14 protein-coding genes and 1 riboswitch are annotated in these 18,960 nt (G+C 72.6%); of the genes, 10 read left to right on the plus strand and 4 right to left on the minus strand.

The features are described from left to right. Positions 1–67: 67 nt before the first annotated feature. From thiD to MHO01S_RS11660, 4 genes are all read right to left on the minus strand, one after another. On the minus strand, positions 68–1,501 hold the full coding sequence (gene thiD, locus MHO01S_RS11645) for a bifunctional hydroxymethylpyrimidine kinase/phosphomethylpyrimidine kinase (RefSeq protein WP_061782350.1): 1,434 nt from the start codon (positions 1,499–1,501) through the stop codon (positions 68–70). Then, on the minus strand, positions 1,498–2,181 hold the full coding sequence (thiE, locus tag MHO01S_RS11650; protein ID WP_060960009.1) for a thiamine phosphate synthase: 684 nt from the start codon (positions 2,179–2,181) through the stop codon (positions 1,498–1,500). The genes thiD and thiE overlap by 4 nt, the downstream gene beginning before the upstream one ends. Beyond that, complete coding sequence (gene thiM / locus MHO01S_RS11655) at positions 2,178–2,981, minus strand: hydroxyethylthiazole kinase (protein ID WP_061782351.1); 804 nt, start codon at positions 2,979–2,981, stop codon at positions 2,178–2,180. The genes thiE and thiM overlap by 4 nt, the downstream gene beginning before the upstream one ends. After that, positions 2,974–3,068: riboswitch (TPP riboswitch) on the minus strand. (Overlaps the previous gene by 8 nt.) A gap of 49 nt (positions 3,069–3,117) precedes the next feature. After that, on the minus strand, positions 3,118–4,221 hold the full coding sequence (locus tag MHO01S_RS11660) for an NAD(P)-binding domain-containing protein (RefSeq protein ID WP_060960017.1): 1,104 nt from the start codon (positions 4,219–4,221) through the stop codon (positions 3,118–3,120). 86 nt (positions 4,222–4,307) lie between these two features. Here MHO01S_RS11660 and MHO01S_RS11665 point away from each other — a divergent pair, with 86 nt between their 5' ends. The 10 genes from MHO01S_RS11665 (at position 4,308) to MHO01S_RS11710 (ending at position 18,934) form a co-directional block, all read left to right on the plus strand. Further along, positions 4,308–6,488, plus strand: coding sequence for a DNA polymerase III subunit gamma and tau (locus MHO01S_RS11665; RefSeq protein ID WP_174524676.1), 2,181 nt, complete (start codon positions 4,308–4,310; stop codon positions 6,486–6,488). A 3-nt stretch (positions 6,489–6,491) separates the two neighbouring features. Further along, positions 6,492–7,085 carry a recombination mediator RecR gene (gene recR, locus MHO01S_RS11670; RefSeq protein WP_060961043.1) on the plus strand — a complete coding sequence of 198 codons (594 nt, stop codon included), beginning with the start codon at positions 6,492–6,494 and terminating at the stop codon, positions 7,083–7,085. Between the two features lie 173 nt (positions 7,086–7,258). Then, on the plus strand, positions 7,259–7,744 hold the full coding sequence (locus MHO01S_RS16690) for a hypothetical protein (RefSeq protein WP_060961042.1): 486 nt from the start codon (positions 7,259–7,261) through the stop codon (positions 7,742–7,744). Further along, complete coding sequence (locus tag MHO01S_RS11680) at positions 7,741–9,423, plus strand: protein kinase domain-containing protein (RefSeq protein ID WP_061782353.1); 1,683 nt, start codon at positions 7,741–7,743, stop codon at positions 9,421–9,423. Before MHO01S_RS16690 ends, MHO01S_RS11680 begins: the two co-directional genes overlap by 4 nt. A gap of 207 nt (positions 9,424–9,630) precedes the next feature. After that, entirely contained in the window at positions 9,631–10,644 is a 1,014-nt protein-coding gene (pstC, locus tag MHO01S_RS11685; RefSeq protein ID WP_060960205.1) for a phosphate ABC transporter permease subunit PstC, read from the plus strand. Then, positions 10,644–11,891 carry a phosphate ABC transporter permease PstA gene (pstA, locus tag MHO01S_RS11690; protein ID WP_060960206.1) on the plus strand — a complete coding sequence of 416 codons (1,248 nt, stop codon included), beginning with the start codon at positions 10,644–10,646 and terminating at the stop codon, positions 11,889–11,891. The genes pstC and pstA overlap by 1 nt, the downstream gene beginning before the upstream one ends. Beyond that, the gene (gene pstS, locus MHO01S_RS11695; RefSeq protein ID WP_061782354.1) at positions 11,888–13,372 is read left to right on the plus strand and encodes a phosphate ABC transporter substrate-binding protein PstS; all 1,485 of its coding nucleotides are present in this window, start codon (positions 11,888–11,890) and stop codon (positions 13,370–13,372) included. Before pstA ends, pstS begins: the two co-directional genes overlap by 4 nt. Before the next feature lie 157 nt (positions 13,373–13,529). Beyond that, a complete protein-coding gene (locus tag MHO01S_RS11700) occupies positions 13,530–16,052 on the plus strand; it encodes a hypothetical protein (protein WP_061782355.1) in 2,523 nt (840 codons plus the stop codon). A 64-nt stretch (positions 16,053–16,116) separates the two neighbouring features. After that, entirely contained in the window at positions 16,117–17,277 is a 1,161-nt protein-coding gene (locus MHO01S_RS11705) for a hypothetical protein (RefSeq protein ID WP_061782356.1), read from the plus strand. Positions 17,278–17,317: 40 nt separating this feature from the next. Beyond that, on the plus strand, positions 17,318–18,934 hold the full coding sequence (locus MHO01S_RS11710) for a DUF8696 domain-containing protein (RefSeq protein WP_060958309.1): 1,617 nt from the start codon (positions 17,318–17,320) through the stop codon (positions 18,932–18,934). Positions 18,935–18,960 lie beyond the last annotated feature (26 nt).

Raw genomic sequence — 18,960 nt, forward strand, 5'->3', positions numbered from 1 at the left:
TCCGTTGACGCGTGCGCAGGAAACCCGGGTCTGGTCTCCGGCGTGAGCGTCAACGGAATCGTCACCCTCAGGGGGCGTCGAAGAAGGCGAGCTCGTGACGCATCGACCGCTCGAACGCGGCGGACATCCGGTCGCGGTCGTCCGGGGATGCCGCGGCGGCTGCCGCGTCGGCGATCGCGATCGCCCGCCTCGTAGCCTCCGCGAACGCCGGGTCGCCGTAGGCCCGCAGCCAGTCGGCGTAGGGGTGCGCGTCGTGCGCGAGCGGCGCGAGCCGGGTGCCGAGGTCGGCGTAGAGCCAGAAGCAGGGGAGCACGGCGGCGACCAGCTCCGCAGAGGAGCCGCCCGCGACGACCCGGTCGAAGTGGGCGAGGTAGCCGCGCGTGGCCGGGCCCGGCTCGGGGTGGGCCTCGCCGATGCGCACGCGGTGAAGGCGCTCCTCCTCGAGGAGGCACGAGGCCGACGCCTCGGTCCAGAAGGCGCGCTCCTGCCCATCCGCGGCGAGCTCGGCGGCGCGGGCGAGCACGCGGGAGTATGCCCGCAGATACAGGGCGTCCTGCGCGAGGTAGCGATGGAAGCGGTCGAGGTCGAGGGAGCCGTCGCCGAGGCCCGTCACGAGGTCGCACGCGTCGACGTCGGCGCGAACGGTCGAGGTCAGCCGCCACACGCCCGCGCTCCACGGCGCCCCGTCCCGCAGCGCGGGGCGCAGCTCGTGGAAGTGGTCGACGGGTCCATCGCCCTCGCCGACGCGAAGGGCGTCGGCATGCTGCAACGCGCCCGTCAGCCACGCCTTCGCCCGCGCCAGCGCCGCCGGCCACGGCATCCCGGCGGCGCCGAGCGTGGCCATGGCGGAGGACAGCGAGCACCCGGTGCCGTGCGTGTGACGGGTCATCACGCGGATGCCGGAGACCTCGTGCACGCCGTCGGCGTCGACGATCGCATCGGGAGAGGCGGCGCCGTCGAGGTGCCCGCCCTTCAGCAGCACGGCCGTCCCGGTCTCACGGTGCAGGCGTTCGGCCTGTGCCACGGCCTGCGGCCACGATGTGGCGGGCGCGGCGTCGACGAGGACGGCCAGCTCGGGCAGGTTCGGGGTGACGAGGTGGGCGCGGCGGCACAGCCGACGGACGGCCGCCACCGCCTCGGCGTCGAGGAGCCGGTCGCCGCTCGTGGCCACCATCACCGGATCGAGGACCACCACCGGCGGACGCACCCGCGTCAGCCAGGCCTCGACGACGCCGGCGATCTCGCCCGAGAGCAGCATGCCGATCTTGACCGCATCGATCTCGACGTCATCGCTGACCGCGCGCAACTGCTCGTCGAGGAACGCCGTCGGCGGCGCGTGCAGCGTGCGCACGCCGCGGGTGTTCTGGGCGGCGAGCACCGTGACCACCGCCATCCCGTACCCGCCGAGCGCGCCGATCGACTTGAGGTCGGCCTGGATGCCCGCCCCACCGGTCGGATCGGTCCCGGCGATGCTGAGCACGCGGGGGATGCCGGCGGTCACCGGGCCGCCTCGGCGGCGTGCTCGGCGGGGCCGGTCAGAGCGGCGGCGAAGACCCCCGCCGCCGCGCCCGGATCGGCGGCCGCGCAGATCGCCGAGACCACCGCGACGCCCGCGGCGCCCGCGGCCCGGAGGGCAGGGACGTCGGCCGGCGTCACGCCCCCGATCGCGACGCAGGGCAGCGCGGTCGCGGCGGCGATCCTCGCGAACCCGCCGATGCCGAGCGGCTCGGGGTGATCGGGCTTGGTCGCGGTGGGCCGGATGACCCCCACCCCGAGGTAGTCGAGGGTGCCGGCGGGCATCTCGGCCGCGGCGGCGAGATGGGCGGGGGTGTTCGCCGTCCAGCCGACCAGCGCGTCGGCGCCGAGCAGGGCACGTGCGGTCTGCGGGGGCACGTCGCTCTGGCCCAGGTGGATGCCGTCGACACGGGCGCCGGCGTCACGGGCCGCGAGCACGACGTCGAGCCGGTCGTCGACGACGAGCGCCGCCCGTGCGGCGACGACATGCGACAGAGCGACCGCCTGTGCGATCAGCTCGCGGGCGGTGGAGGTCTTGGCGCGCAGCTGCACCACGCTCGCCCCGCCGGCCAGGGCCGCATCGACGATCTCGCACAGCAGCGGGAACGGGACGCGCTCGTCGGTGACGAGGTGCAGCGAGAGGTCGTGACCGGTCGCCCCGCTCATCGCGCGGGCTCCGCAGACGAGAGGCGATCGGGGGTGTCGAGGTCGGCCGGCGCCACGGCGGCCAGAGCGTCGAGGAACGCCACCGCGAACGAGCCCGGCCCGCGGGCCGAGCGCGCCGCCCGTTCCGCCGCGACGGCGTGCACGGCGGAGGCCGCGACCGCCGCCGACAGTGGGTCGCACACGCCCAGGAAGGCCGCCATGGTCGCACCGAGCGCGCATCCGCCTCCCGTCACCCGGGTCAGCAGCGCGTCGCCGCCGTGCACCCGGACCACCCGGGTGCCGTCGGTGATCAGGTCGACCGGCCCCGACACCGCCACCACCCCGCCCGTCCGCCGGGCGAGCGCGACCGCCGCGTCCCCCGCGGCCTCCGGGTCGTCGGTGGCATCCACGCCGCGTCCGCCCGCCCCGAGGCCGGCGAGTGCGAGGATCTCCGACGCATTGCCGCGCACGATCGCGGGTCGGCGCTCGACGAGCTCGGCGGCGAGGGCCGTCCGCACCGGGAGCACGCCGACGGCGACGGGATCGAGCACCCAGCGCTCGGTCGCCGCGACCGCTTCGCGCGCCGCGGTGCGCTGCTCGGCCGTCGGCGTGCCGAGGTTCACGAGCACGCCGTCCGCGATGCCCGCGAACACGCCCGCTTCGCCGGGGATGTCGCACATCGCGGGGGCGGCGCCCAGGGCCAGGAGGGCGTTGGCCGTGAAGTTCGTCACCACCGCGTTGGTGATGCACTGCACCAGCGGATGGGCCGTGCGCACGGCATCCACGGCGTCGGCGGGGGAGAGGTGGGCGCGCGCGCTCATCGGGGGACATCCCTTCGCTCGTACGAACGAGATCAGGTTCGACGGGTGTGATCTCAGCCCATGGTTCGGGCACCCCGTGTCGTTGACCAGGAATGTAGCAGGGCGTCGCCGCGGGCGCGAACCCGCCGTCGGCGGCTCAGACCGGAGCGGCCGCGAGGTCGGCCACGATCGCGCGCACCGCGTCGCGGCCGGCGCGGTTCGCGCCCACCGTCGACTGCGACGGCCCGTAGCCGATGAGGAACAGCCGCGGCTCGTCCACGGCGCGACCGTTCGCCACGCGGACACCGCCGAGCGCGGTCCGCAGCCCCAGCGGGGCGAGATGGGCGATGTCGGGGCGGAAGCCGGTGGCCCACAGGATGACGTCGGCGGGCTCGAACGACCCGTCGGGCATCCGTACCCCGTGCTCCTCGATGCGGGTGAACATCGGATGGCGCACCAGGACGCCGCGCTCCTGCGCACGCCGCGCCCAGGGCGTCCAGTGCTGGCCCGTCACCGAGATCACACTGCCCGGCGCCTCACCGCGCCGCACCCGCTCCTCCACGCCCGCGATCGCCGCGACGCGGGCCGCGGTGTCGAACTCCGCGGCATCCCACCGCACCTCCCGCCGCGTGACCCAGAAGGTGTCGGCGACCCGGGAGATCTCCTCCAGGAGCTGCACGGCCGAGATGCCGGCGCCCACGACGACGACGCGCTGACCGCGGAACTCGTCGGCCGACACGTAGTCGTGCACGTGCAGCTGGCGGCCCGCGAACTGCTCCTGACCCGGGTAGTGGGGCCAGAACGGCCGTCGCCAGGTGCCCGTGGCGTTGATCACGAACCGCGCGTGCCAGGCTCCGCGATCGGTGTCGACCTCCAGGAGGCCGTGCGGATCGGCGTCGACGCGGCGCACGGCGGTGACGTCCACGGGCCGCTGGACCCTCAGATCGAATCGCCGCTCGTAGTCGGCGAAGTACGCCGGGAGCACGTCGGCGCTCGCCGCGTCGGGGTCGGCCGGGGGAACGGGGGCTCCCGGCAGTTCGTGGATGCCGTTGACGGTCGCCATCCGCAGCGAACGCCACCGATGCTGCCAGGCGCCGCCCGGAGCGGCATCGGCGTCGAGCACGACGAACACGGGGGCGCGTCCGTCGCCCGGTGCCGGGACGAACCCGCGGCGGCGCAGATGGTAGGCCGCCGACAGCCCCGCCTGGCCGGCGCCGATCACGAGGACGTCCACCGTCCGGTCGGGCAGGGCGAGACTCATGCCCATCCCAACGCGGTCCGGCCGTAGATGTTCCCGCCGGGGCGCCCGCCGCGCCGCATGTCGGGGGCACGCCGTAGTCTGTTCTGGTGACCACCGCCCTGTACCGCCGCTACCGTCCGGAGACGTTCGGCGAGATGATCGGGCAGGCGCAGGTGACCGAGCCGCTCATGACCGCCTTGCGCGGCGACCGCGTCGGGCACGCGTATCTGTTCAGCGGCCCGCGCGGCTGCGGCAAGACGACCTCGGCGCGCATCCTCGCCCGCTGCCTGAACTGCGCGGCGGGCCCGACCGACACCCCCTGCGGCGTCTGCGACAGCTGCGTGGAGCTCAGCCGCGGAGGCGGGGGCTCCCTCGACGTGGTCGAGATCGACGCGGCCTCGCACAACGGCGTCGACGACGCCCGCGACCTGCGTGAGCGCGCGATCTTCGCCCCCGCGCGCGACCGGTTCAAGATCTTCATCCTCGACGAGGCGCACATGGTGACGGCGCAGGGGTTCAACGCCCTGCTCAAGCTCGTCGAGGAGCCGCCGGAGCACGTCAAGTTCATCTTCGCGACGACCGAGCCCGAGAAGGTCATCGGCACGATCCGCTCGCGCACCCACCACTACCCGTTCCGCCTCGTCGCGCCCGCCGCGATGCTCGAGTACGTCGAACAGCTGTGCGCCCAGGAGCGTGTGCAGACGGAGGCGGGCGTGCTGCCGCTCGTGGTCCGCGCCGGCGGGGGGTCGCCCCGCGACACGCTGTCGCTGCTCGACCAGCTCATCGCCGGATCCGATCCGGTCGACGGTGCCGCCGGTGCGACCGTGCGCTACGAGCGCGCCGTCGCCCTGCTCGGCTACACGCACGGCGCCCTGCTCGACGAGGTCGTCACGGCGTTCTCGGCCCACGACGCGGCCGCCGCCTTCGCGGCCGTCGACCGTGTCGTGCAGACGGGTCAGGACCCGCGTCGATTCGTCGACGACCTGCTCGAGCGTCTGCGCGACCTCATCATCGTCGCGGCCACGGGAGACGGTGCCGGCGCGGTGCTGCGCGGCATCCCGGCCGACGAGCTCGAGCGGATGGGCCGTCAGGCGTCCGCGTTCGGCACCGATCGCCTCTCGCGCATCGCCGATCTCGTCGTCGGAGCCCTCGACGACATGAGCGGTGCGACGTCCCCGCGGCTGCAGCTGGAGCTGCTCGTCGCCCGCGTCCTCGCCCACACCGCCGGATCCGTCCCGGCGGTGGCCCCGGACTCGCCGCCGGTGGCCGTGCCCGCCGCCGCTCCCGTCGCGGAGCCGCCGGCCGCGCCGACCCCGCCGGCTGCCGCCGCGCCGACCCCGCCGACCCCGCCGGCCACCGCAGCGCCGGCCGCACCGGTCGCGTCGACTCCGCCGGAGGAACCGGTCCCGCCGGCTGCCGCCGCACCGACTCCGCCGCCGGCCGCCGCTCCCGTGCCGCCGGCAGGTCCCGTGACGTTGCCGCAGGTGCGCGACGCGTGGCCCGAGATCCTGCAGCGGCTCGAACCGGTGAGCCGGTCGTCGTGGATGATCGCGACCGACGCCACCCCGATCGCGTTCGCCGACGACGTGCTGACCCTCAGCTTCCGGACGCAGGGCGACGTGGCCGCCTTCAAGAAGCTCGCGGCCGGGAAGGGACCGAGCGAAGACCTGCGCGGAGCGATCCACGCTGTCCTCGGCATCCGGGTCAAGTACGTCGCGCGCTTCGACGCCGACCCGCCGGCCGACGGTGCTCCCGCGGAGCCCCCGCGCCCCGCATCGCCGCCCGCGACCGCGCCCGCTCCCACCGGCGACGCGCGCCCGGGCGGAGGCGGACGGGCGGGCGGCACCGTGGCCTCCGCGGCCGCCGCGCCCGTGACGGAGTGGGCCGTCGCTCCGATCCCGACCGATCCCGGCCCGGTGGCGGCCGCGCCGTCCGCTCCCGTTGCCTCCGCCCTGACGGAGGCGCCCGGGCTCGCGGTCGACGACGAGCCCGAGGATGCCGTGGCGGCGCCCGTCCGCACGCTGACGGCGGTCCGCGAGGCGCCGTCCCCGGCAGCGGCCGAGTACACCCTCACCGACGACGACGCTCCGGACGACGACGAGTTCCCGCCGCCCGTCGACGACACGCCCGTCCCGCCGCGGGCGCCCGTGACCGTCGAGCGTCCCGCCCCCGTACGCGCCCCCCGCCCCGGCGGGATCGAGCGCGTGGGGGAGGCGGTCGTGCGCCAGGTGCTGGGAGCGACGTTCGTGCGCGAGGAACCGTACACGCCGCCGACGAGGTTCAACTGATCCATGTACGACGGCATCGTCCAAGACCTGATCGACGAGTTCGGCCGCCTTCCGGGCATCGGACCGAAGTCGGCGCAGCGCATCGCGTTCCACATCCTGCAGACGCCGACCTTCGACGTCGCGCGTCTCTCGCAGCTGCTGGGCGAACTGCGCGAACGGGTGCGCTTCTGCGAGATCTGCGGAAACGTCAGCGAGCAGGAGCGTTGCGCCATCTGCCGCGATCCGCGACGCGACCAGACGTTCATCTGCGTCGTCGAGGACGCCAAGGACGTCTCCGCGATCGAACGCACCCGTGAGTTCCGCGGGCTCTATCACGTGCTCGGCGGCGCGATCAGCCCCATCGCGGGCGTCGGGCCCGAAGATCTTCGCATCGCGCAGCTCATGCAGCGCCTCGCGGACGGCACCGTGCAGGAGGTCATCCTCGCCACCAACCCCAACCTGGAGGGGGAGGCGACCGCGACCTACCTCAGCCGGCTGCTGCACACCCTCGAGATCCGTGTGACGCGACTCGCGTCGGGACTGCCGGTCGGCGGCGACCTCGAGTATGCCGACGAGGTCACCCTCGGCCGCGCCTTCGAGGGCCGCCGAAGCATCTGATGTCGCCGGCGGTGTCCGGCCGCGCCTGGGCGCTCTAGCCCGGTCGCGCGCAACCTCTCGTGCGCGAGATCGACCTCCCGCGTTCACCCCGCCGACCCGTCCGCGTCGCCTGCAGCCGACACTCTTCCTTCGCGGCCGAGTGCACGACTTCCGGTGTCGCGAAAGGGAGCATCATGTCCGCGCGTCTTCTCTACGCGCACTTTCCCGCGGCCACGCACCCCTCCGCCCTCGAGTGGATGCGCGTCGTCGCCGAGATCGCGGCGGGCCGGCCCGGCGTGGGACCGTTCCTCACCGGTCAGGACGTCCTGCCGCCGGCACCCGCGGTCGCATGGCGCCTCGTGAGCGAGAACCGTCGCGAGATCGCCCGCGGATGCCGCCTGTTCGCCGATGAGACGGCGGCGCGGGCCGATCTCGCGGTCGTGCTGCGGGATGCGGCCGCCTTCGAGATCCACACCAACCCGGCGCCGCGGCTGCGCAGCACGGGATGGTTCGTCAGCTCCGGCGGGGCACTGGTCATGATGGGGGCACGCCGCTACGAGAAGAGATCGGCGGCGGAGAGCGCGGCGGTGCTGGCGGTGCGCCTGATGCGCGAGCTCGCCGCGGCGGGCGAACCCGTGCTCGCGCGCCCGGAGCCGACGGATCCACTCATCCTGCGATGAGCGATGGCCTGATCGCGGACCGGTTCCACCTCCGCCGACTGCTCGGCAGCGGGGGGACGGCATCCGTCTTCGAGGCCGACGACGTCGTCGGCGGCGTCGTCGTCGCCCTGAAACTGCTGCACCCGCACCTCGCCGTCGGCCCCGCCGTGTGGGAGGCGTTCTTCGAAGAGGTCCGGGCCGCCCGCGCGATCGCGCATCCGAACCTCGCGGAGGTGTACGACGCCGGGGTGGACGACCGCGACCCGCCGGTCGCCTGGATCGCGATGGAGCGCGTGGACGGCGAGACGCTCGCCGATCACGTCCGCGAGCACGGGCCCCTCGAACCGTGGGCGGCCGTCGCGCTGATGGGCGCCGTGCTCGATGCGCTGCAGGCGGTGCACGACGGCGGGGTGGTGCACCGTGACCTCACCCCCGCCAACATCATGCTCGACCCTCGTCTGAGCGCCGATGCCGGCAACGCGGACGCGTTCGCGCGGAGCGTCCGGCTGCTCGACTTCGGGCTCGCGGACATCCCCGGCCGCACGACCCTCGGCGCCGACGCCCTGCTCAGCGCGGACGACTCCCGCACCGCGGGTGTCGTGGCGAGCGTGCCCTACGCGTCGCCGGAGCAGCTGTCCGGCGCCGCCGTGGGGGAGGCGAGTGATCTCTACCAGGCCGGCGCCACGCTCTGCTTCGCCCTCACCGGGTCGGCGCCGTTCGCCGGCGATGCGCGCGCGGTGGTGCGCGCCCACCTCACCGCTCCGCCGCCCGTGCCCTCCGCACGGCGGCGCGGCATCCCGCGGCCGCTCGACCGCGTCGTGACGACCGCGATGCTCAAACGGCCCGACGACCGGTACGCGGATGCCGCGGCGATGGCCGCCGCCCTCGCCGCCGCCGTCCCCGCGATCGGTGTCACCGCGGACACGCCTCCGGACGAGGCGGGGGAGCAGACGGCGCGGACCCGCGTGTACCGCACCCGTCTCGCGGGCGACCCCGTGACACCGGCGGCCGCGGCGGGGAGCGCACCGCCACCCGCCGTGACCGCGGCCCGCGGCGCGTGGCGGGCGCCCCTGGTCGCTGCCGTCCTCATCGCCGCGGTGACCGCCGCCGCGGGCCTGTCGGCGATGGCGGCATCCACGAGCGCTCCGCCGGCCGCCTCGCCGACGGCCCCGTCCGCGACCGCGTCGCCGTCCGTCGCCGCGCCGCCGACACCGACGAGCGTCGCGGTGGTCCTCGTAGGGGTTCCGCAGGTCGGGGGGCTCGGTCTCGCCGAGGCCACCGCGGCGCTGGAGAGTGCGGGGCTCGCCGTCGGCGACCTCGCGCGCGTCGACGGACCGGCTCCCGCCGACGTCGTGCTGGAGTCGTCGCCGGGGGCGGGGGAGCGTGTGCGGGAGGGCTCGCCCGTGACGCTCCGTCTCGCGTCGGGGAGCAATGCGATCCCCGCGGTGGTGGGGATGACGCTCGCCGACGCCCAGGCCGCTCTCGTGTCCGCGGGGTTCGCGTCGCGGACGGCGGTCGTCGGCGCAGGCCCCTCGGGCGCCGTCTCCGCGTCGATGCCCTCGGCAGGCGAGCGGGCTCCGGTCGGCACGGTGGTGGTGCTCTCGATCCCGGGTGAGACCGTCGCGACGCCCACCCCGTCGGCATCCCCGACGCCGGTACCGACACCGTCGCCGGCGGTCACCGACCCGCCCCGTCCGTGACCCTGCGCGCACCATCCCGAGCCGTCATCTCCCGCACGGCGAGGCGTAAGACGGCGGTCATGAAACGAGCGATCCTCGTTCACCTCGTGCCGTCATCCTGTGACCGCGGCGTGCGTCCCGAGCGCCCCGCAGCGCGCGCGGCCCGGATCCACAAGCGTCGCTCGACATCGCGATCCGCTGACCGATTCGGCCCGCCAGGGAGGCGCCATGACCACTGACTCCGTGACGGAGGTCATCCCGGCGCCGACCGTGCCGACCCCGCGGCCGCTCACCTCCCGCCCGGTGCAGGCAGACCGCATCTTCCGCGCCGTCTGCTACACGGCCGGCGGGGTCACGGTCGCGATCATGCTCGCCGTCGGCGTCTTCCTCTCCGGGCGCGCCGGCGAGGCGCTCGCGCGGTCGGGGCCCGCCTTCCTGTGGACCCAGGAATGGTCGCCCGAGACGGGCGAGTTCGGCATCGCGGCCGTGCTCTTCGGCACCGTGACCATCGCCCTGATCGCCCTCACCATCGCCGTCCCCCTGTCGCTGTCGACGGCCCTGCTGATCAGCGAGGTGGTGCCGGGATCCGTGCGGCCCCTGCTGATCTCGCTCGTCGATCTGATGGCCGCCGTCCCGAGCGTCGTCTTCGGGCTGTGGGGCGTGTTCTTCCTCCAGTCCAACGTCATCCCCATCTCGCAGTGGATCTCGACCTATTTCGGCTGGATCCCGCTGTTCGCCGTCACCGACGACACCGGCGCCCGCATCACGGATGCCGGGGCCTTCACCTCCTCCGCGTTCATCGCCGGCATCGTCGTGTCGCTGATGATCGTCCCGACGCAGACCTCCGTCATGCGCGAGGCGTTCTCGCAGGCGCCTCTCGGCGAGCGCGAGGGCGCGCTCGCCCTGGGCTCGACGAGGTGGGGCATGATCCGCACGGTCGTGCTCCCGTTCGGCCGCGGCGGCATCATCGGCGGAACCATGCTCGCCCTCGGCCGGGCGCTCGGCGAGACGATCGCCGTCGTGATGATCATCTCTCCGATCTTCTCGATCAACCCGCAGGTGCTGAAGACGGGGACCAACTCGGTGTCGGCGCTGATCGCCCTGCGCTACGGGGAGGCGAGTCAGTTCGGGCTGTCCGCGCTGATGGCCGCCGGGCTCGTGCTGTTCATCATCACCCTGATCGTCAACTTCACGGCATCCACGATCGTGGCCCGCAGCCGTTCGGGAGCGGAGAGCAACTGATGACGATCCTCGAGACCGCCGCGCCGGAGCGCGCGGAGAGCGCCGCCGTGGGGCGGACGGCCGTACCGCACCGTCGCGACGAGGTCGCCGCTCGTCGCGATCTGCGCAGCGTCCCCCTCGACGACGCGTTCAACGTTTTGGGTGCGGTCGCGGCGGGCCTGGCCATCGCCACCCTCCTGTTCGGATGGCTGACGCCCATGACGGGCTTCGTCGGGTGGCTGATCATCTCCTTCATCGCGTTCCTGGGCGTGTACGGCGTCCTGTCCGCCCTGCGGGCCGACCGCCTCACCGTCAGCGAGCGCATCATGACCGCGCTCTTCTACTCGGCGGGCGCCCTGCTGCTCGGCGCCCTGGTCTTCGTCCTCGGCTTCACCGTCGTGCGCGGCGTGCCCGCGTTGATCCATCCGAACTTCTTCGTGGAGACCATGCGGCTGGCGGGACCGCTCGAACCGCTCAGCGTCGGGGGGATCGCACACGCGATCGTCGGGACGCTGATCCAGATCTCCATCGCCCTGGTGATCACGATCCCGCTCGGCATCACCACGGCGGTGTTCCTCAACGAGGTCGGCGGGCGTTTCGCGCGGTTCGTGCGGACGATCTCCGATGCGATGACGGCGCTGCCGTCGATCGTGGCCGGACTGTTCATCTACGCGGCCGTCGTCACGCTGGTCACGCACCAGCGCTCGGGGTTCGCCGCGGCGCTGGCGATCAGCGTCATGATGCTGCCGATCATCATCCGCGCCTCCGACGTCGTCCTCCGCCTCGTGCCGAACAATCTGCGCGAGGCGTCCTACGCGCTGGGCACGACGCGCTGGCGCACGGTGTGGAACGTGGTCCTGCCGACGTCGCGCTCGGGTCTGGTCACGGCCGTGATCCTCGGCACCGCGCGCGGGATCGGTGAGACCTCGCCGGTGCTGCTGACCTCCGGGGTCACGGCAGAGATGAACGTCAATCCCTTCACCGGCCCGATGATCTCCCTGCCGCTGCAGGTGTTCGACTTCGTCAAGTCGCCGGAGCCGAACATGATCGCCCGCGGCTTCGGGACGGCCGCGGTGCTCATCATCCTCGTCCTGCTCCTCTTCGTGATCGCGCGCGTCATCGGCGGCCGGGGAGCGGGCGTCCTCTCCGACCGTCAGCGGCGCCGCGCGTCGCAGCGCTCGCGCGACGACCTGCTCCGCATCGAGCGTCGTCGCGGCTCCGCACGCGTGACCCCTCCGCTCGCCGCCTCTCACCAGGAGACATCGTGACCCGTCGACTTCGCCTCCTCGTCCGGACCGCGGCTGCGGTCTCGACCGTCGTCGCCCTCTCGCTCGTGTCGGTGCTGCCCGCCGGCGCTGCGCCGTCGTACGTCGCGATCTCGGGCTCCGGGTCGACGTGGTCGCAGAACGCGCTCGACCAGTGGCGCCGCAACGTCGCCAACAACTTCGCGATGACGGTGAACTACTCCGGTACCGGGTCCTCCGCCGGTCGCACCGACTTCATCAGCGGTCGTGTCGACTTCGCCGTCAGCGAGATCCCCTTCCAGCTGACGCCGGACAACCCCAACGACGCGCCCGAAGACCCCTCCGGTCGGCCGTACGCCTATCTCCCGATCGTCGCCGGCGGCAGCTCGTTCATGTACAACCTGAAGATCAACGGCAAGCGGGTCACGACGCTGCAGCTGACCGGAGAGGTGATCTCCAAGATCTTCACCGGAGCGATCACCGCGTGGAACGACCCGGCGATCCAGTCGCTCAACCCCGACCTCGCTCTTCCGAGCCGTCCGATCACCCCCGTGGTGCGCTCGGACGGATCCGGCTCGACGGCGCAGTTCACGCGCTGGATGGCGACGCAGTACCCGTCCATCTGGACCTACCGCATGACCTCGCAGTTCCCGACGATCAACAGCACGTTCAAAGCCCAGAACGGGTCTCTCGGTGTGTCCGGGTACGTCAAGCAGGACTACGGCGAGGGCGCGATCACCTACGTCGAGTACTCCTACGCGCTCAACGCGGGCTTCCCCGTGGTGCGCGTGCAGAACGCGGCGGGCGCCTTCGTCGAGCCCACCGCCGCGAACGTGCAGGTCGCCCTGACGCACGCGAAGATCAACACCGACCAGAGCTCGCCCGACTACCTCACGCAGATCCTCGACGACGTGTACAACGCCCCCGAGGCCGATGCGTATCCCGTCTCGAGCTACTCGTACATGATCGTGCCCACAGCGGTCGGCGGCGTCTTCACCGATGTGAAGGGGTTCACGCTCGGCGAGTTCCTGAAGTACGTCGTCTGCGAGGGGCAGAACCAGGCCGCGACGCTCGGCTACTCGCCGCTGCCGATGAACCTCGTCCAGGCGGCGTACGACCAGATCAAGCGCATCCCGGGAGCGTCCGTGAGCGGATTCGATCCGTCCACGTGCAAGAACTCCGGCGCGCCGGCGAACGATCCCGGCAGCGGCGCGAGCGGCGGTGGCGGTGACGGCTCCGGAGGCGGCGGGGCCGCCGCCGCGGCGGGAGGAACGGCCGCGGCGGCCGGGGCGGCGGCATCCGATCCCGTCTACGACGCCAACGGCAACCTGGTCTCCGGGGCGGCAGCCGGCGGGGCGCAGGCAGTGTCGAGCCCGTTCACGCTCGCGTCCGACGCGTGGGGGGTGCCGCAGACCACGATGCTCGTCGCCGGGGGACTCCTGGTCGCCGCGGTCATCCTGCCGCCGCTGCTGTCGCGACGACTGCGCAACGATCGCCGACGCTGAATTTCCGGCCGGGCCTGGGGTTTGACCGCGTTCGAGCGTTCGGTACCCCGACGAGTCGCCTCGTTCCCAGCTCGTTCATCTCGAATCCATAGCGCGCTTCTAGCGTGATGACGTCGCGCGAGAGATCGCCGGCGATACCCGAAAGAACGGTTCCAGGATGCTGCGTCCTCGACGGCGGACCCTGCTCGCCTCCACGGCCAGCGGCTTCGTGACGGCCGCCCTCGTGTTCACCCTCGTGGCGGGCGCGAACGTCGCCCTCGGCTCGCCCGCGCAGGCGGCGACCCCGGCGTCCTCCGCCGTCACCGTCACCGCCGCCGAGCAGGATCGCGACCTCACGCACGCGCCGATGCCCGACCTGGCCGTGACGGTCTCGCAGACCGAGAACCTCGTGGCGCAGGGTGTGCGCGTCAGCTGGACCGGCGGCAAGAAGTCGGTGGTGTCCAGCGTGAGCAGCGGTGGCGAGAACTTCCTGCAGATCTTCATGTGCTGGGGCGACGACCCGACCGACTCCTCCCGCCCCGACCGCACCACGTGCCAGTACGGGGCTCCGGGCAACATCGGCGCGTCCCGCGACGCGTACCGGGCCTCGGGCACCGCCCTCGCCGACGTGCCGAAGGAGGATCAGGCGTACACCGCGCCCGGTCTCGCGAGCTTCCTGCCCCCGTACACCGCGATCCCGTTCGTCGCGCGTGACGGCAAGCGCGTCGACGCGATCAAGACCGATCCCACGACGGGGGCGAAGTCGCGCGATCTGACGGTCGATCTGAGCACCAACGAGTTCTTCACGTCGTACACGACGAACGAGATCCCGTGGGCGGGCTCGGGGGACGACGGCAGCGGCTCGGTGTCCTTCGAGGTCCAGACCCTCGCGCAGTCCAACGGGCTCGGCTGCGGCACTCCCGTCGTCCACGACGGCGTCACCACCGGTGCCAGCTGCTGGCTGGTCGTGCTGCCGCGCGGCACCGCCGACAACGGCGCCTCGAGCATCTCGCAGTCGGGCCTGTTCATCGACTCGTGGAGGCATGCGCTGTCGATCAAGCTGGACTTCGAGCCCGTCGGCAGCAGATGCGAGGCGGGCGCGAAGGAGCACCAGCTCGCCGGCAGCGAGCTCATCTCCTACGCCGCGGGCTCGTGGCAGCCGGCCGTCTGCAAGCAGGCGTCCGGGGGCGTGTACTCGCTTCTCACGGTCCCCGAATCGGATGCCGTGACGGCCGCCGCGACCACCGACGACGCGCCGCTGGCCCTCACCTCGTTCCCGCTCGCCGCAGACGGCGGGTCGGATCCGCTCGTGTACGCGCCCCTGGCCATCAGCGGCATCAGCGTCGCGCTGGCGATCGACCGCTCGCCGGACCCGTTCCTGCAGGACATCCCGGAGAAGTACCTCGCGGCGGCGCACCTGCCGTTCACCTCGGTGAACCTGACGCCGCGGCTGCTCGCGAAGCTGCTGAGCTACTCGTACCTGTCGTCCCTTCCCACCGGCGCCGACGCGTCGTACATGGGTGCCAAGAACCCCAGCAACATCACCAAGGACCCGGACTTCCTCGCCGTGAACGACCCGGAGTGGGCCGCGCAGGATCTCGCCGGACCCGCGATCGCGGACGTGATCGTCCCGCAGGGGCGCTCCGACGCCGCGCGCGCCGTGTGGGCCTACATCGCAGCCGACGACGACGCGCGCGCCTTCCTCGCGGGCGAGCCGGACCCGTGGGGGATGACCGTCAACCCCTGGTACGCCACGGACGCGGCGAAGAACAAGACGGGCAACGCCTTCTCGCTCGATCGCGACGACTTCCCGAAGGCCGATCCCGTCGAGTACGCCCCCACCAACTCCGGTCCCGTGAACCTCGTCACGTGGCGTCCGTACGCGTCCGACCTCGGCACGGTCTCCTATCTCACCCTCCGCGGCGACGGTCAGATCCTCGGCGGCTGGGATCCCTACGCGAGCCCGCCGCGCTACGCCAAGGCGTCGCGCATGGCGACCGGTTCGCAGGCCATGCTCGGGTTGACCAGCTCCGCCGCGGCCGCCCGGTACCAGGTGATCTCGGCATCCCTGCGAAATCCCGCGGGGAGCTTCGTCGCGGCCACCGGCGACGCGATGGCCGCGGCCGCCGCCGCGATGACCGCGGACAACGCCGCGGGCGCCGTCGTCGGGTTCCAGCCGGCGTCGCCGGAGGCGAAGGCCGCGACATCCGCCTACCCGCTCACGCTGCCGATCTACGCCGCCAACAACCCCGCGAAGACCACCGCTGCGGTGCGGACCTCCTACGCCGCCTTCATCCGCTACGCCGTCAGCACGAACGGCCAGACGCCGGGCGCCGACGAGGGACAGCTCCCCGCCGGATACGCGCCGCTGCCCTCCTCCTGGGTGGCGCAGGCGACGGCGGCCGCCGAGCGCCTGGAGACGTACGCCCCCGCCACCACCACGGCGCCGCCCACGACCCCGGCCGCCGCGGCTCCCGCGCGACCGGCCGCCGCGGCGGCTGCTGCGGCTCCCGTCGCGGCTCCCGCCGCCGCGGCGCCCACCGCGACGGGAGCGGCCAGCGGTGCGCTGGCCGGCGCGACCACCCCCGGCGACCCGGATGTCGGGGCCCTCGCCGCGGCCGTTCCCGCGACCGTCCTCGGCGGCGCCGCGGGTGCACTCATCGTCCCCCTGATCACCCGCTTTCGCCGGCGGGTCCTCTGAAGCGCGTCCCCGCGTCGCTTCTGCCTTCCACCAACGCAGTACCCGACAAAGGAAACAGGAACACATGAAACTCCAGAAGTTCGCGGCCATCGGTGCCGCGGTCGGCGTCGCCCTCGCAGGCTTCGGCGTGAGCGCTGCTCACGCCGACCCCGTGACCGACGGCTACTCGATCGTCGGCTCGGACACGCTGCAGGATGCGGTCAGCGCCCTGGCCAACGGCACCAACATCACGGGCCCCTCGGTCAAGGCGACCGGCGCGGGCAAGGTCCTGGCATCCTGGGACGCCTTCGCCCTCGGTGTCACCGGCGGCGTCGGCAAGATCCAGACCAAGCCTTTCGGCCCGACGTTCGACCGGCCCAACGGCTCGGGTGCCGGTCGCAACGCGCTGCTCGCGTCGATCGGCGGCGTGGGCGGCAACTCGTTCACGTACAACAACGTCAACATCAAGGACCAGGTCGACCTCGCGCGCAGCTCGTCCGTCTCGGGCACGCAGGGCAGCGTCCTCACCTACATCCCCTTCGGGCAGGACGCGATCTCGTTCGTGTTCAAGGTGGGCGCCTCCGGCAGCGGTGACGCCGCCGCGGCCAAGGACTGGGTGTCGGGTCTGTCCTCCGCCCAGCTCAAGTCGATCTACACGTCCACCTCGGCCTCCCCGGTCGCGGCCGGCTCCTCGGGCTACGTCGTCAAGCCGCTCGCCATCCAGTCGAGCTCGGGCACCTGGACGACCTTCCTCAGCAAGATCGGCGTCACCAGCATCGGCAGCGGTGTGGACACGCGCAACAACTCGATCCCCGAGAACGACGGCACCGTCCTGACCCCGGGGACCGACGAGATCCAGCTGATCCCGGTCTCGGTCGCGAACTACATCGGCCAGGTCAACGGCGCCTCGCGCATCAACACCTTCAACGCGGCCACGCTCGTCGGCACCATCGACGGCCTGCCGAGCCCGTTCACCGGCACGCTGAGCTTCAACGGCACCGCCGGCACCAGCACGCTGGTCCCGAACTCCGACTTCTACAACAGCGCGAGCTGGGGTCGCACGGTCTACATCGTCGTCCCGACGGCGAAGCTCTCGGACGCGGGTCTCGGCGAGCTCCTCGACACCAGCTCCCCGCAGAGCCTCACCTACTGGGGCACCTCGAACTCCCCGGCCACCACCAAGGCCGTGAAGCTCAAGTTCGGTTTCGCCAAGCCCGTCGGTGACACCGTCACCCGCAACGGCTGATCCCCTCGTCGCGCAGACAGAGAAAGAGAACACGATCCTCATGAACACCAACACCCTCGCCCGAGGACTGGTCGGCCTCGCGGCCGCCGCCGCCCTCGTCCTCGTCCCGACGCTCGGAGCGAGCGCGGCGATCGTCCCCACCGTCGGCTCCACCCACGACGTCTACCTGATCGATGTCGAGGAGGGCACCCCGATCACGGAGGGCGCGTCGCTCAAGTGGAACAAGGGCGTGCTCGCCGCGCCCGAGGCCAGCGACACGGACTTCAACAGCTACTTCTCGATCCCGGCCGGTGCCGACTCCGTCGTGAAGTTCATCTCGCCCCGTGGCAAGGAGGCGGACCAGTCGCAGTGGAACGCCTACGCGGCGCTCGGCTTCACCCCGAACCCCGGCATCCAGCTCCCCAACCTCCAGCCGAGCTCGCTGACCAGCAACGGTCAGGGCAGCCCGTCCGGCATCCGCTCGGTGTTCACCGCGGCGGGCTCCTACACCGGCGGCGAGTACTCGCTCGGCATCGCGTTCCTCAAGAACGGCGGCTCGCAGGTCGTCGAGACGGACTTCGTCTTCGTCGACGTCGTCGCGACGTCCGACTTCAACCAGGGCACCTGGACGTTCTCGACGCCGCACCCCGCCGTCGCCCCGACGGTGACGACGCAGCCCGCCGACGCGTCGGTGATCCTCGGCAACTCCGCGACCTTCACCGCGGCCGCGTCGGGCTCGCCCGCGCCCGCGGTGCAGTGGCAGTCGTCCACCGACAGCGGTGCCAACTGGGCGGATGTCGCGGGTGCGACCTCCGCATCGCTCACGGTCGCCAACACGACGCTGGCGAACAACGCCGCGCGCTACCGTGCCGTCTTCACCAACACGGCCGGCTCCGTCACGACCTCCGCCGCGACCCTGACCGTGATCGACTCGGTGCCCACCGAGCCGACCGGCTCCGACGCGCACAAGGTCACCATCACCGACCCGGCCGACGGGGCGAAGACGATCACCGTGCCCGCGGGCGTGGCCAACGCGAACAAGACGCTGCAGGCGTGGGCCTGGTCCACCCCGACCAGCCTCGGTCAGGTGACGACGGACGCCAACGGCGACGCGCTGGTGAACATCAGCAGCCTGCCGGCGGGCGCGCACACGGTCGCCCTGACGCTCCCGGCCGACCCCGACGTGCTCGCCTGGGGCACGTTCACCGTCCCGGTCGCCTCCTACCCCGACAAGACCGCCACCGCCGACGTGCAGGCGACGGTCACGGCGAGCGACCTGTGGTCGCTGAACGCGGAGAAGTCGGCGATCAACTTCGGCAACGTCGCGCGCAGCGCCACGGCGGCGACCCAGTCGCTCGGCAAGGTCACCGTCGTGGACGACCGCAACGTTCTGAAGGGCTGGGACCTCAACGTCGGCTGGACCTCGTTCACGAACGCCGCCAACGACGAGATCCCCGGCACGGCCCTCACGGTCACCCCGAAGGCCTACACCGGCTACACGCTCCTGGACGGTGTGACGCTCGGCTCGACGGGCACCAAGATCGCCCAGAGCGCCGCGGGCGTGTCCACCCTGACGAGCGGTGCGCTGTTCGACGCCGACCTCGTCTTCACCGCGCCCAAGGACGCGAAGGTCGGCGAGTACCACTCGACGCTGACCCTCACGCTCGCCTCCAAGTGAGTCGAGCCCTCCACTGAGAACCGGTG

It is taken from the genome of Microbacterium hominis NBRC 15708 (assembly GCF_001592125.1).
In the GTDB taxonomy this organism is placed as follows: domain Bacteria; phylum Actinomycetota; class Actinomycetes; order Actinomycetales; family Microbacteriaceae; genus Microbacterium; species Microbacterium hominis.